This is a genomic window from Pseudomonas reidholzensis, from assembly GCF_900536025.1.
Lineage (GTDB): Bacteria > Pseudomonadota > Gammaproteobacteria > Pseudomonadales > Pseudomonadaceae > Aquipseudomonas > Aquipseudomonas reidholzensis.
Window position 1 is genome coordinate 209,222 of sequence record NZ_UNOZ01000019.1, and the last position, 12,620, is coordinate 221,841.

A 12,620-nucleotide genomic window follows, 5' to 3' on the forward strand; every position below is an offset into this window, starting at 1 on the left:
ATCAAGGCTTGCTGGTGCTACCGTTGCCCTGGGTCGTAGAACCTTCCGAGCCAGAGCTGTCGAGGCCTGGCAGGTCACGGTTGTCGTTCTGCTCCGCCGGCGGGCTGTCCGGGTCATTGCCTTCGATACGCGGGTCGGTATCTCGCGGCACTGGCGTCTCGATAGGGTTGAGGGTGCTGTCGACGCCAGGTTGCGGCGCCGGGTTGTGCGGGTCATCGGGGTGGGTGGTGCCGGTCCCTACCGCCATCGCCAGGGGCGAGGCGAGCAGGGCGGCGAGCAGGAGGACGCGTTTCATGGGCAGGCTCCATTTGCTTTGAGGTGAAGGTTGCCTGGTCTGCCGCTATCGCGGGGCAAGCCCGTTCGAACCGCCGCCCCTACGTCTCGGGCTGCACACGGTTAACGTAGGAGCGGGCTTGCCCGCGATAGCGTACATAAGGCCATTACCTCAGTTGGGCCATGCCCCCTTGATCAAGGTGCCATCACCCCGATCAACGGTCACACCACCTGCGCCAACAGCATGATGAAGATGATCCCCACCACCGAGAGGATGGTTTCCATCATGCTCCAGGTCTTGAACGTCTCGGCCACGGTCATGTTGAAGTACTGCTTGACCAGCCAGAAACCGGCATCGTTGACGTGCGACAGGATCAACGAACCGGCGCCGGTGGCCAGCACCAGCAGTTCGCGGTTGACCCCCGGCACCATGTCGATCACCGGCGCGACGATGCCGGCGCCGGTGATCGTCGCCACCGTCGCCGAGCCCGTGGCGATACGGATCACCGCTGCCACCAGCCAGGCCAGCATGATCGGCGAGATCTCGGCCTGCACCGCCATCTGCCCGATCACGTTACCCACCCCGGTATCCACCAGCATCTGCTTGAAGCCGCCACCGGCGCCGACGATCAGCACGATCGCGGCGGTCGGTGCCAGGCTCTGGTCGAGCATCTTCATGATCTGCTGGCGGGTGAAGCCGCGGGCCGAGCCAAAGGTGTAGAAGGCCAGCAGCAGCGCGGCCAGCAGGGCGGTGATCGGGTGGCCGATCAGGTCCATCCACTGGCGCACGATGTGCTCGGCCGGCAGCACCACGTCGGCGAAGGTCTTCAGCAGCATCAGCACCACCGGCAGCAGCACGGTGATCAAGGTCACGCTGAAGCTCGGCAGGTTGCGCTGGTCGGACTCGCGGGCGATCTGGTCCATCAACTCCTGCGACGGGTTGCCGGGGATGTAGCGCGAGATGAAGTTACCGAACAGCGGGCCGGCGATCACCGCCGTGGGCAGGGCCACCAGCAGGCCGTAGAAGATGGTCTTGCCGATGTCGGCGTGGAAGATGCCGATTGCCAGCAGCGGCCCGGGGTGCGGCGGCACCAGGCCATGCACCACCGACAGCCCGGCCAGCAGCGGGATACCGATCTTCACCAGCGACACGCCGGTGCGCCGGGCGACGATGAACACCAGCGGGATCAGCAGCACGAAGCCGATTTCGAAGAACAGCGGAATGCCCACCAGGAAGGCGGCGAACATCATGGCCCAGTGCACTTTCTGTTTGCCGAAGGCGCGGATCAGGGTCTGGGCGATCTGGTCGGCACCGCCGGAGTCGGCCATCAGCTTGCCGAGCATGGTGCCCAGGGCGAGGACGATGCCGACAAAGCCGAGCACCCCGCCAAAGCCGTCCTGGAACGACTTCATGACCTTGGCCACCGGCATGCCGGAGGTCAGGCCAAGAAAGCCCGCGGCGAGGGTCAGGGCGACGAACGGGTGAACCTTGAAGTGGGTGATGAGCAGGATCAGCCCGATGATGGTCACCAGGGCATCGAGGAGCAGGAAAGTATCAGTTGCGAGTCCGAACATGGTGCTTGAGCCTCGGTCTTGTCTTTGTTTTTAGGCGGAGCTTTTTTGAACTTTGAACGTTTACAGGCGTCGGGGTAGCGCTGTCTTTGGTGAGCCGAAAAAACCGCCCGCTCAGGCGGTTTGCGCCAGGCTCCGCTCACCGCAAGGCTTTAGCCAGTCATTGACCGTTTCTGCCAGGGCCTTGACCGGGCGCGTGGCGTCCAGCGCCAAGGTCAGCGGTTCACCGTGCGGCGGTTCGAGGGCGGCAAACTGGCTTTCGATCAGGCTCGCCGGCATGAAGTGCCCAGGGCGGGCCAGCACGCGTTTTTCGGCTTCGGCGGGGGTGAGCTCGAGAAACACGAAGCCCAGGTCTGGCACGGCATGGCGCAAGGCGTCGCGGTAGCGGCGCTTGAGGGCCGAGCAGGTAAGGATCGGGCGTTCGCCGGACGTGAGCGTGGCCTGCAGCTCTTTGCCCAGGAGGATCAGCCAGCCGGCGCGATCATCATCGTCAAGGGGGATGCCAGCGCTCATCTTCTCGATGTTGGCGGCGGGGTGAAAGGCATCGCCTTCGATCAGCCGGCCGCCGCTTCGCGCAGCAATGGCGGCGCCGATGCTGCTCTTACCGCAGCCAGCCACGCCCATTACCACAATCGCGGACAGGGGAGAGTTCATCAGTACCTCCTGCGGGGTAAGGTAGCGCTGTCTTGGCGCTGGCAAAAAGCGCCGCTGGCGTTACCTTCCCGGGTGTTATTGGTTTTGTCTAACGCAGTATGGCCGCTAGGCACAGGCTTGCTACAAAGATTACGTTGCCTGTGTCCTGGGACAGCGCTACCTTAGTGGCCGTTCCCCTTTCTTGGCAAGTAGTAAAATTACAACATTCATGTCCCGCTCAGGCTCGCGCACCACTGGTCGTCCCACCCTGGCTGAAGTCGCCAGGCTCTCCGGCGTATCCCCCATCACCGCCTCGCGCGCCTTGCGCGGGGTCAGCACGGTTGCCCCCGAATTGGTCGAAAAGGTCCTCGCGGCCGCAGCGACCCTTGGCTACATCGCCAACCCGGCGGCACGCGCGCTGGCTTCGGGCGGCAGCCACTCGGTGGTGGTGTTGATCCCTTCGTTGTCCAACCAGTTGTTCATCGACACCCTGGAAGCCATCCATGAGGTGATGCGCCCGCGCGGCCTCGAGGTGCTGATCGGCAACTACCACTACGATGTCGCCGAAGAAGAAAACCTCATCCGCAACTACCTGGCCTACCAGCCGTGCGGGGTGTTGCTCACAGGGTTCGAGCGCAGCGAGGCGTCCCGCCAGTTGCTGACCGCCAGCCGGGTGCCGTGCGTGCACATGATGGAGCTGGGCGGTGACGCCGAGGCCGTGTCGGTGGGCTTCTCCCAGCACCAGGCCGGGCATGCCGCCGCGCGCCACCTGATCGACCGCGGCCGGCGTCGCCTGGCGTTCATTGCCGCGCAGCTCGACCCACGGGTCATGCAGCGCGCGCAAGGCTTCCGCCAGGCATTGGCCGAGGCGGGCCTGCAGGCGCCGGAGCTGGAAATCCTGGCGCCGCAGCCATCCTCCATCGGCCTCGGTGGCGAACTGTTCAGCCAGTTGATGGCGCAGTCGCCGCAGGTCGACGGGATCTTCTTCTGCAACGACGACCTGGCCCAGGGCGCGGTATTGCAGGCCTTGCGCCAAGGTATCGAGGTGCCGCGCCAGGTGGCAATGGTCGGCTTCAACGACCTGCCGGCCTCGGCGCACATGGTGCCGCCGCTTACGTCTATCCGCACCCCGCGTGCCGCCGTCGGTCGCGCCGCAGCGCAGGCGCTGCTGGCGATGCTCGATGGCAAGCGGGTCGCCGCCGGGCAACAGGACCTGGGGTTCGAGCTGGTGGTCCGGCAAAGTTCATGACGCCCACCCGGCCTGACGCGCCGGGTATAAGCCGTGCTGGCCTAATTCGAAAGTGATATCAGATGGCTTGCATGGCGTCAGCGGCCATCTATGCTCTGGGCATCCCGTGCATAAAGGAGCTCGGCGTCATGTTCGATTACCATCGCAAGTCCGACCTCGTCGAGATCCAGCGCTGCCGTCAGGCCCTGGCGGGCATGGAGGCGAAGTTGGCGGCGATCAGCCGCTCCATGGCGATGATCGAATTCGCCCCCGATGGCACCATCCTCGGTGCCAACGACAACTTCTGCAAGGCCATGGGTTACGCCACTGCGGACGAGATCCGCGGCAAGCACCATCGACTGTTCTGCGAGCCGGCCTACACCAAGACGCCCGAGTACCAACAACTGTGGCGAGAGCTGGGCCAGGGCAAGCCGATCAGCGGCACCTTCGAGCGGGTCGACAAGGCCGGTCGTGAGGTCTGGCTGGAGGCTAGCTACATGCCGGTGCTGAACGAGCAGCAGCAGGTCACCAGCGTGATCAAGGTCGCCTCGGACATCAGCCAGCGGGTCAAGGACGAACACGAAAGCGAAAGCCTGCTCAACGCCATCGGGCGTTCCATGGCGGTCGTCGAATTCACCCCGCAGGGCCGGGTGATCAAGGCCAACCAGAACTTCCTGGCGACCATGGGCTACCGGCTGGAGGAGGTGGTCGGGCGCCACCATGGCCTGTTCTGCGTGGCGCATGAGCGCGAGTCGGCCGAGTACCGGGAGTTCTGGGCCTCACTCAACCGTGGCGAGTACCACTCGCACCGCTTCGAGCGGATCAACAAACAGGGGCAGCTGGTGTACCTGGAGGCCTCCTACAACCCCATCTTCGACAGCAAGGGCCGGTTGTACAAGGTGGTCAAGTTCGCCAGTGACATCACCGCCCAGGTCAGCACCCAGCAAAGCGCCGCCGACGCCGCCCACGCCAGCTCGGTGCAGACCGACGCCTGTGCCCGCAAAGGCAGCGAGGTGGTGCAGCAGACCGTGCAGGTGATCGAGCAGATTTCCCAGGAGCTGAACGACGCCGCGCGCAACATCGATGCGGTGAGCAAGCAGTCGGAGATCATCGGCCAGATCGTCCTGACCATCCGTGGCATTGCCGACCAGACCAACCTGCTGGCCCTCAATGCGGCCATCGAAGCCGCGCGTGCCGGCGATCATGGCCGAGGTTTCGCGGTGGTTGCCGATGAGGTGCGCAACCTGGCCGCGCGCACCAGCAAGGCCACCCTGGAAATCGTCGATGTGGTTCGCCAGAACCATGACCTGTCGCTGACCGCAGTGGCCAGCATGCAGTCGAGCCTGTCGCACACTGGCCGTGGCGTCGAGCTGGCCAACGAGGCGGGCACGGTGATCATGGAAATCCAGCAGGGCTCGCGGCACGTGGTCAACGCGATCAGCCAGATTAGCTCGACCCTGCAATTGCACTGAGGCCAGCGCGCAGTTCGCGCTGCAGGGTCTGCAGGCTCGCCTCCAGGCCCTGAAGCGCGGCGACGCTGGAGCGCTGCTCGGCGAGCGCCTGCTCGACCGCCTCGCAGTCACGCACCACGCCCCTGACCTTGAGCATCTTGGCCCCGCCCTTGATCCGGTGGGCGAGGGCGCGCACGGCGTTGTCTTCGGGGCTGCGGCCCAGGGCGCGGAGGGCGTCGAGGTCTTCAGAGGCGCTTTGCGCCAGTTGTTCGAGCAGGCGCTTGATCAGCTTCTCGTCATCCTGGGTCAAGTGGCGCAGCTCGTTGAGGTCGAAACCACTCGGGGCAACGTCTGGCGGCGCATCGCTGAGCGCTGCCTGGGGCAGGTGCGCTTGCAGCGTGCGCAGGCCGATGGGCTTGAACAGGCAGTCGTCCATGCCGCTGGCCAGGCAACGCTCGCGTTCTTCCGCCTGTGCATTGGCGGTGACGCCGAGGATCCGGCAGCGCGCGCGTCCGCTGGCCTGCTCGATCGCGCGGATGCGCTGGCTGAGCTCGTGGCCGTCCATCAGCGGCATGCTGCAGTCGGTAATCAGCAGGTCGAACTGGCCGGCCTGCCAGAGGGTCAGGGCGACCTGGCCATTGGCAGCCAGGGTGACCCGGTGGCCGAGGGTGCCGAGCTGCTTTTCCAGCAGCAGCAGGTTGGCCGGATAGTCGTCGACGGCGAGGATGTTCAGTGGGCCGCCCGTGCCGAGCTGCACTGATGGCGCCGGCTCGCGGCGACTCGGCGGGGCGCTCGGCGGCAGTGCCAGGGTGATGGCGACCTTGGTGCCGACGCCTTCGACACTGTGCAGCTGCAACTCGCCGCCCATCAACTCGGCCAGGGTGCGGCTGATCACCAGCCCGAGCCCCGCGCCCTGGCGTGCGCGTGGGCCATCGACCTGGGCAAAGGCACTGAACAGCTGCGCCTGGTTGGCCGGGCTGATGCCAATGCCGGTGTCCTGCACGCACAGCCTGATTTCGACCGTACCCGCGGGCGGCTGCGGCGTCAGCGCCAGGCTGACGAGCACTTCGCCGCGCTCGGTGAACTTGAGCGCGTTGCTCAGCAGGTTGGACAGCACCTGCTTGAGCCGCAGCGGGTCGGCCATCGCCCACAACGACCCCTCGGGCAGCTCGGCGTGCAATTGCAGGCCCTTGATCCGGGCGTTGCCCTGGAACACCCGCACCGTCGCCCGCACCAGCTCGAGCAGGTCGGTGGGCACGGGTTGCAGGGTCATGTGGCCCGACTCGATGCGTGAGATGTCGAGGATGTCACCGATCAGCTCGAGCAGGCCGATGGCCGAGTCGTGCGCCGTCTGCAGGGTGCGGGGGTCGCTGAGGCCACGGCCGCCATCCTCGAGGGCCAGTTCGAGCAGGCCGATCACGGCGTTCATGGGCGTGCGGATCTCGTGGCTCATGGTCGCCAGGAAGGTGCTCTTGGCCTGGCTGGCGTATTCGGCGTCGTCCTTGGCCAGGCGCAGCTGCTCGAGCAGGCTGCGGCTCAACATCAGTTGTGCCTGCAGGGCGCGTTGCGCTTCGGTGCGCTGCTGGATCAACTTGCGCAGGTAGCTGTTCCAGAACACCACGCCGGCCAACAGCAGCCCGGCCAGGATCAACACCTGCAAGGCCAGGCTGCGGTAGTCACGCCAGGGGCTGGCACTGACCAGCGTGCTGCTGCGCCAGCGGTTGACCAACTGGTCCAACTCTTCGGGGGGGATGCTCAGCAACGCCTTGTCGAGGATGCTGCGCAGTTCGGGCTGGTCGGGCGCCGTGGCGAACGCGGCCATGGCCGGCTCCTCGCCATACAGGCCGGCGATGCGCAGCGTGTTGGGGAAGACATGATTGATGTAGTAGCTGGCATTGATATGGCTGCTCAAGGCGACGTCGGCCTCGCCGTTGGCCAAGGCTTCCATCAAGCCCAGCGGCGATGCCACTTCGACCAGCCTGGCCTGCGGGTGCTGGCGCAGCAGCGCGGCGCGCTGTGGCGAGCCGCGAATCACCGCCACCTTGCGGCCATCGAGCAGCGCCCCGCTGGGCGTGGGCGGGGCATCGGCGCGGGTCACCATGACCCGCGGGCTGACCAGGTAGGGGCGGCTGTAGTGCAAGCGCTCGGCACGTTCGGCGCCGTAGCCGATGGCGCCGATCATCTGCGCCTCACCGCGGCTCAGTTGCTCGACCATCGCCTGCACCGCCTCGACCTCGTGGACCTGGAACTCGAGCCCGGTGCGCAGGCTGATCTGCTTGAGCAGGTCGAGGGTCAGGCCCCTTGGGCGTTGCTGGGCATCGTTGAAGGTCAGCGGCGCGAGCGAGGGGGTGATCAGCACCCGGACCTTGGGGTGACGCTCGATCCACTGCTGCTCCGTCGGGGTCAGCGCGCTGACCCGGCGCTCCAGCAGCAGGCTGGTGTTGCCGCTGGTCCAGCGGCGCAGGATGTTCAGCCGTTCGCTGTCGCTGATGCGCGCCAGGGCCTGGTTCAGAAGGCGCAGCAGGGTCGGGTTGTCGCGTGCCAGGGCGAAGGTGAAGGTCCCGCTGGCCACCGATGAAAAATGATCGATCTTGACCATGCCCTGGTAGCTCTTGCCAATCAGGTAGTCGGTGCTGATCGCATCGCCCAGGTAGGCATCGGCTTCGCCCAGGGCGACGGCCGACAGCCCGCCGAGGGTGGAGCGATACAGGCGCAGTTGCGCCTTCGGGTAGTGGGCCCGGACCATGTCGCCGGGCAGGTAGTGATCGACCATGGCCAGGCGCAGGCCCGCCAGGTCGTCGTTCTGGCGCAGGCTTTGCCCCTGGCGGCTGACGATCACCGGCAGGTCATCGGCATAGGGTTGGCTGAGGGTCAGTTCGGCGTCGGCGGCCTCGAAGGCATTGGAGCTGCCGAGCAGGTCGATGCGCCCCTCATGCAGGGCAGCCAGCGCCTCTGCACGGCTGGCAAAACGCTGGACCTGAATCGGCACGCCGAGCTGTTCGGCAATCAGCCCGGCATAATCAGCGCTCAGGCCTTCGTAGTCGGCCTGGCTGATATTGATCTCGAACGGCGGGTAATCGGGGCGCGAACTGCCCAGGCGCAGGACCTTGCGCTGGTCAAGCCACTGCCGGTCGCTGTGGGCGAGGCGCAACGGCGCGGCGGCACTGGCCGAGCGCGCCAGCAGCTGGCGTGGCTCGCTGTCGGCGAGGATCGGCATGGGCGCGCCAAGCAGCGCCATCACCAGCAGGGTCGAGAGTGCGCCTTTCATGGCCGCCGGGCGCTCAATTGACGTTGTTGCGCTTGGCCAGGTCGACCATTTCCACCAGCGACTCGGATTTGAGTTTGTCCATGATCCGCCCGCGGTAGGTGCTGATGGTCTTGGCGCTGAGGTTCATCCGTTCGCCGATCAACTTGTTCGCCTCGCCCCGGGCCAGCCGGCGCAGCACTTCCATCTCGCGGTTGGACAAGCTGCCCAGGCGGACATTCTCGTGCTCCAGCGAGCTGCTGTTGACCGACATCTGCGGGAACGTCGAGTACCCCTTGACCAAGGCCTTGAGGGCGAACACCACGGCGTCGAGGTCTTCGTCCTTGTTGACGAATGCGGCGATCCCGGCGTCCAGGCAGCGGCGCACATAGAGGTCGGCGGGCTGCCCGGTGAGCACCATGATCTTCGGCGCCGGTTCCAGCAGTTGCAGGCGCTTGATCACTTCCATGCCGTCCAGGCCTGGCAGGCCGATGTCGAGGATGACCACCTGGGGGGACAGCTTGCGGGCCATCTGCACTGCTTCGATACCGTTGCCGGCTTCACCGATCACCTGAAAACGTTCACGTTCGAGCAGCATGCGTACGGCCATGCGCACGGTGGGGTGGTCGTCGACCATCAGCACGGTTGTCATTGGGTAACTCCTGTCGGAAATAGGGTCCGTTTCCTGAATCACCCAAGAACGCGTCTGTAGGGATTACCGGACAGCGCGCAAGATACGTCGATTCTCGACCTTTGGTAATGGCGAGTATAAACCTGTTGATTAAACGAGGCGGTTCTGTTGAAAAGTCCTACAAAAGAACCGGTCATCAAGTAGGACGCGGCAGGCCACGCGGCCTGCCGTGGCGCGGCTTCAGGCGCAGGCGGCGTGGTCTTTGACCTTGCGCTGGGTGGCGGCAGGGTTGTTGACCAAGGCCGTGCCGACGCGGGTCGGCCTGGGCTGCAATTGCCCGGCGCAATTCGGGCAGCGGCCCTGCAACCGCTGCTCGGCGCAGGCGCGACAGAAGGTGCATTCGAACGAGCAGATCACTGCGTCGGGGCTATCGGCGGGCAGGTCGGTGTCGCAGCATTCGCAATTGGGGCGTAGTTCCAGCATGGGTATGACTCCGGTTCGCGAGAAGGTGTCCGGAGTCTGCTCTGGGTTGGCTGAGCTGGCAATCCTCAGTCGGCTGGGCGATACAGGTGAGCATGGCCAGCGCGGTACAGCGCCGACTCGCTGAAGGGTGCGTCACCGAGTACATGGCCGACGAGAATCAACGCGGTACGCCGGAAGTCCTTGGCCGCGACCTGTTCGACGATGTCCTGCAGGGTGCCCTTGACCCACGCCTGGTCCGGCCAGGTGGCGCGATGGACCACGGCGATCGGGCAGTCGCCGCCGTAGTGCGGGAGCAACTCGGCGACGATCCGCGGCAGGTGCTTGACCCCCAGGTGGATGGCCAGCGTGCTGCCATGCCGGGCAAGGTCGGCCAGTTGTTCGCCGGCCGGCATCGGCGAGCTGTCGCCGTAACGCGTGAGGATCACCGTCTGGGCGATCCCGGGCAGGGTCAGCTCGCAACCGAGCAGCGCCGCACTGGCGGCGGTGGCGGTTACCCCGGGGATGATCTGGTAGTCGATACCCAGTGCGCGCAGGTGGCGGATCTGCTCGCCGATGGCGCCGTACAGGCTGGGGTCGCCGCTGTGCACCCGGGCCACGTCCTGGCCTTTGTCATGCGCGCTGCGGATGGCCGCGATGATCTGTTCCAGGTGCAGTTCGGCGCTGTTGATCACGGTCTCGGCGCTGTGCCCTTCGAGCACGGCGGCGGGCACCAGGGAGCCGGCATAGATGATCACTGGGCACTGGCGGATCAGGCGCTGGCCCTTGACTGTGATCAGTTCCGGGTCGCCGGGGCCGGCACCGATGAAGTAGACCGTCATGGGGGAATCCTTGCAAAAAATATAGAGGTGATTATCGGCTACAGGCCAGCGCGAGTGTAGCCGGGCCGAGCGTCAGGCGCGGGAGCAGCAGCAGCGCCGTGCCCTGCGCCTGGTAGGCCAGGGCCAGCGCCGTGCTCTCGGCCACGCCCCAGCACCCGCTGTGGGCAAAGGCGGTGGCAGAGCGGTGGCTGAGCAGGGGCTCGAAGGGCTGCAACTGGGCGGGGCTGAACAGCTGTAGAGGCCGCGCGAGTCGGTCGGCCAGCTCATGCAGGCCCGCCTCGTCGGCTTTCAGTTCGATGCTGGCGATGCCGGCAATGGCGCTCAGCGGCAGGCCGAGGGTATCCAGGGCTTGGCGCAGCAGCGCCTCCAGGGTGTCGGCGGGACAACCCCGGCGGCAGCCAAAGCCGGCATACAGCGCCGGCAGGGCAGCTCCTGGCTGCATCAGGCCTGGCGCGAGCGGCGGAACAGCCAGGCGCTGAGCAGGCCGAGGGCCACCCAGAACGCCGCGTTGGTCAGCCACGAGGCGATCTTGAACTGGGTTTCCAGCGCCTCGGGAGCCAGGCTTTCATGGACCTGCGGTTGCGGCGCGCCGATCACGTGGGGCAGTACCAGCAGCGCCACGCCGAGCACTTTGAGCAGCCAGTGCTGGGCGAACACCAGCAGTGCCAGGCCGGTGGCGGTGGCGGCAGCGGTGCCGATCCACCAGGTCTGGCGCTGGCCGAGGTCGGCCGCGGCCGTCCCTGGCAACTCAGGTGGCAGGCCCAGCGTGGGTGCCAGGCAGAACACCGCGAAACCGCCGAGGCCCCACAGTGCGCCGGTGCTGACCCGGCTCGGCTCACGCAGGCTGTACAGTGCGGCGAGGATCAGGGCGAAGCCGACCGCCACCACCAGGTTGCCGCCGGTGGTCGACAGCACACGCTGCCAGCCGTCTTCCGGGGCCCAGGCTTCGGCGCTGTGCTCATGGGCGACGCCTGCGGCGTGTTCATGCTGCTCGGCCGGGGCTGCGCTTTCGAAGGTTTCTGCCTGGAGGATCAACGGGCTGATCCAGAAGCTTTGCAGCAGGGTCAGCAGAAGAGCGGCCAGCAGGCCGCTGAAGCCCGCGGTGCGGGCAATGCGCTTGATCATGCGGGCGTACTCAGTGGCAGGGGAAGGCGGCGCTGTGGCGGGTATCGTGGGCGGCGTTGTGCACGGCCTCGATGTGCGAGAAACCGGCGAAGTAGATCAGGCACAGGCCGAGCAGGCTGGCGCCGGCGGCGATGACCAGGCGCTGACTGAGGGTGGCCGGGGTGGCGATGCTGTGCTTGGCGCTGGTGATAGGCATGACGCTTTCCTCTGCTTGTTGTAGGCAACGGGCAAGCGCGGCAGCCCCGGGCAGCTTGGGCCCAGGGGAATGCGACAGCGCCCGCCCACCGCGGGGTGTTGATCAGGCGTCAGGCCGGTCTCCGGGCTTACGAGGAGGAGCAGGGCTCCTTGTTAAAGCATCACCTTCCCATGCCATACGACGCGGCACAGTGGTCTAGACGCTTCGCTCGCTTACCGTTGCGGGGGCAGCACCGGGATTGTCGGGCCTTTATAGGAAGGCCTGCGACGCACCGGTTTCCCGTTTCACCCCGTGTGGGGCACCTGAACGCAGGGCGCTAGCAAATCACGGGGGGGATTTCCAGTCAATGACAGGCGAGATGTTTGCTGGTTGCGTCGGGTTTGTGCGGTGCTGCAGGGTGCTAGCCACAGGCTTCTCGGGCGCCTTCAAGAACGAGCGCCGCCCGCGCGGCGCATCGCGGGTGCATGTCACAGCTTCTCTAGCGCCCTCACTATCGAGCGCCGCCCGCGCGGCGCTTCGCGGGGCAAGCCCGCTCCCACATTTGTTGCAACGCGCCATGGCCTGTGAGAGAGAGGTTGCCAGCCTTGGTGCTAGGCGAAAGGCTGGTGGTGGGCCATTTGAGGCGACCCAAGATTTTCGCCGGACAAACAAGGGCTAAGAATCCAATCTTTCAGGCCATGGCACGATGCAACAAATGTGGGAGCGGGCTTGCCCCGCGAAGCGCCGCGCGGGCGGCGCTCGATCTTGAGGGCGCTAGAGAAGCCTGTGGCTAGCACTTCGCGATGCGCCGCGCGGGTCTCGCTCAATCCGAGGGGCGCCAGAAAAGCTGCACTAGCACCTGCAAGCACCCCATAGATCCCGAGTGTGCCTCAACATCCCACGCCACAGTTGACCACCCGCCAAGCACTGCGTAGCCTTGCCGATTCGAGGTTCTCCGGCGTTGGCCGGAGCTAAGACGGGAACGCG

11 protein-coding genes, 2 pseudogenes and 1 riboswitch are annotated in these 12,620 nt (G+C 66.0%); of the genes and pseudogenes, 3 read left to right on the forward strand and 10 right to left on the reverse strand.

What is annotated here, in order from left to right:
* Position 1 precedes the first annotated feature (1 nt).
* The 3 genes from CCOS865_RS14720 to CCOS865_RS14730 form a co-directional block, all read right to left on the reverse strand.
* A complete protein-coding gene (locus tag CCOS865_RS14720) occupies positions 2-295 on the reverse strand; it encodes a hypothetical protein (protein WP_415842664.1) in 294 nt (97 codons plus the stop codon).
* 200 nt (positions 296-495) lie between these two features.
* Positions 496-1,848: a GntP family permease gene (locus CCOS865_RS14725; protein ID WP_119142028.1), complete on the reverse strand. Its 1,353-nt coding sequence runs from the start codon at positions 1,846-1,848 to the stop codon at positions 496-498.
* A gap of 111 nt (positions 1,849-1,959) precedes the next feature.
* Positions 1,960-2,499, reverse strand: a complete 540-nt coding sequence (locus tag CCOS865_RS14730; RefSeq protein WP_119142030.1) for a gluconokinase — start codon at positions 2,497-2,499, stop codon at positions 1,960-1,962.
* Between the two features lie 208 nt (positions 2,500-2,707).
* Between CCOS865_RS14730 and gntR the strand changes: the two genes are divergently transcribed.
* The 3 genes and pseudogenes from gntR to CCOS865_RS28755 form a co-directional block, all read left to right on the forward strand.
* Entirely contained in the window at positions 2,708-3,727 is a 1,020-nt protein-coding gene (gntR, locus tag CCOS865_RS14735; RefSeq protein WP_119142032.1) for an HTH-type transcriptional regulator GntR, read from the forward strand.
* A 194-nt stretch (positions 3,728-3,921) separates the two neighbouring features.
* Positions 3,922-4,641: pseudogene (locus CCOS865_RS28750) on the forward strand (PAS domain-containing protein); the annotation flags it as partial.
* A gap of 105 nt (positions 4,642-4,746) precedes the next feature.
* Positions 4,747-5,178, forward strand: a pseudogene (locus CCOS865_RS28755) (methyl-accepting chemotaxis protein); the annotation flags it as partial.
* On the opposite strand, the gene CCOS865_RS14745 reads toward CCOS865_RS28755, so the two are convergent.
* From CCOS865_RS14745 to CCOS865_RS14775, 7 genes are all read right to left on the reverse strand, one after another.
* Positions 5,153-8,425 (reverse strand): transporter substrate-binding domain-containing protein, encoded by a 3,273-nt coding sequence (locus CCOS865_RS14745; protein ID WP_119142036.1) that lies wholly within the window; start codon positions 8,423-8,425, stop codon positions 5,153-5,155. The pseudogene CCOS865_RS28755 and the gene CCOS865_RS14745 overlap by 26 nt on opposite strands.
* Positions 8,426-8,438: 13 nt before the next feature.
* Entirely contained in the window at positions 8,439-9,053 is a 615-nt protein-coding gene (locus CCOS865_RS14750; protein WP_119142038.1) for a response regulator transcription factor, read from the reverse strand.
* Positions 9,054-9,272: 219 nt separating this feature from the next.
* On the reverse strand, positions 9,273-9,515 hold the full coding sequence (locus CCOS865_RS14755; protein WP_119142040.1) for a DUF1272 domain-containing protein: 243 nt from the start codon (positions 9,513-9,515) through the stop codon (positions 9,273-9,275).
* A 65-nt stretch (positions 9,516-9,580) separates the two neighbouring features.
* Positions 9,581-10,333: a precorrin-4 C(11)-methyltransferase gene (gene cobM / locus CCOS865_RS14760; protein ID WP_119142041.1), complete on the reverse strand. Its 753-nt coding sequence runs from the start codon at positions 10,331-10,333 to the stop codon at positions 9,581-9,583.
* A gap of 31 nt (positions 10,334-10,364) precedes the next feature.
* The gene (locus tag CCOS865_RS14765) at positions 10,365-10,757 is read right to left on the reverse strand and encodes a cobalamin biosynthesis protein (protein WP_119142067.1); all 393 of its coding nucleotides are present in this window, start codon (positions 10,755-10,757) and stop codon (positions 10,365-10,367) included.
* A gap of 17 nt (positions 10,758-10,774) precedes the next feature.
* A complete protein-coding gene (locus CCOS865_RS14770) occupies positions 10,775-11,458 on the reverse strand; it encodes a CbtA family protein (protein ID WP_119142043.1) in 684 nt (227 codons plus the stop codon).
* A 10-nt stretch (positions 11,459-11,468) separates the two neighbouring features.
* Entirely contained in the window at positions 11,469-11,654 is a 186-nt protein-coding gene (locus tag CCOS865_RS14775; RefSeq protein ID WP_119142045.1) for a CbtB domain-containing protein, read from the reverse strand.
* A gap of 95 nt (positions 11,655-11,749) precedes the next feature.
* Positions 11,750-11,975: riboswitch (cobalamin riboswitch) on the reverse strand.
* Between the last annotated feature and the right edge of the window lie 645 nt (positions 11,976-12,620).

Excerpts from the sequence above, each read along its gene's own strand:
- CCOS865_RS14720 (WP_415842664.1), bottom strand. The coding sequence starts at position 295 with ATGAAACGCGTCCTCCTGCTCGCCGCCCTGCTCGCCTCGCCCCTGGCG.
- CCOS865_RS14725 (WP_119142028.1), bottom strand. The coding sequence starts at position 1,848 with ATGTTCGGACTCGCAACTGATACTTTCCTGCTCCTCGATGCCCTGGTG.
- CCOS865_RS14730 (WP_119142030.1), bottom strand. The coding sequence starts at position 2,499 with ATGAACTCTCCCCTGTCCGCGATTGTGGTAATGGGCGTGGCTGGCTGC.
- gntR (WP_119142032.1), top strand. The coding sequence starts at position 2,708 with ATGTCCCGCTCAGGCTCGCGCACCACTGGTCGTCCCACCCTGGCTGAA.
- CCOS865_RS14745 (WP_119142036.1), bottom strand. The coding sequence starts at position 8,425 with ATGAAAGGCGCACTCTCGACCCTGCTGGTGATGGCGCTGCTTGGCGCG.
- CCOS865_RS14750 (WP_119142038.1), bottom strand. The coding sequence starts at position 9,053 with ATGACAACCGTGCTGATGGTCGACGACCACCCCACCGTGCGCATGGCC.
- CCOS865_RS14755 (WP_119142040.1), bottom strand. The coding sequence starts at position 9,515 with ATGCTGGAACTACGCCCCAATTGCGAATGCTGCGACACCGACCTGCCC.
- cobM (WP_119142041.1), bottom strand. The coding sequence starts at position 10,333 with ATGACGGTCTACTTCATCGGTGCCGGCCCCGGCGACCCGGAACTGATC.
- CCOS865_RS14770 (WP_119142043.1), bottom strand. The coding sequence starts at position 11,458 with ATGATCAAGCGCATTGCCCGCACCGCGGGCTTCAGCGGCCTGCTGGCC.
- CCOS865_RS14775 (WP_119142045.1), bottom strand. The coding sequence starts at position 11,654 with ATGCCTATCACCAGCGCCAAGCACAGCATCGCCACCCCGGCCACCCTC.